Annotated in this window: 1 pseudogene; it reads left to right on the top strand. The window is 62.5% G+C overall.

The annotated features are described in order from the left end of the window. Positions 1–326: pseudogene (locus EOD07_RS37160) on the top strand (sugar ABC transporter substrate-binding protein); the annotation flags it as partial. Between the last annotated feature and the right edge of the window lie 55 nt (positions 327–381).

Genomic DNA, 381 nt, shown 5'->3' with positions numbered 1-381 from the left:
CGGCCAACAAGGCCAAGGTCAAGGCGATCATCGGCCTGGGCGATCTCGTCACCGGCTCGATCAAGCGGGTGTTCGACCAGGTCGGCATCAAGCCGGGCGAAATCCCGGTCGTCGGCTGGGGCAATTCGCTCGACACCACCCAGGAAGTGCTGAACGGCTATGTCAATGCCGGCCAGTGGCAGGACCCGCAGGCGACCAGCTATGTCGCGCTTTCGCTGGCCAATATGGCCGCCGGCGGCATTCCTCCGGGCTTCAACGTCATCACCGGCGCGCTCTATGAAAAAGACACCGCGCAGATCTACGACGACATCCTGTCCGGCAAGTAACATCCAATCTCAACAGTCGCGGCCGCCCAACGGTCGCGACTGGCTCTCCATTTCG

The sequence above is a fragment of the Mesorhizobium sp. M2C.T.Ca.TU.002.02.1.1 genome (genome assembly GCF_003997225.1).
This window is presented reverse-complemented; position numbering and strand designations above follow the sequence as displayed.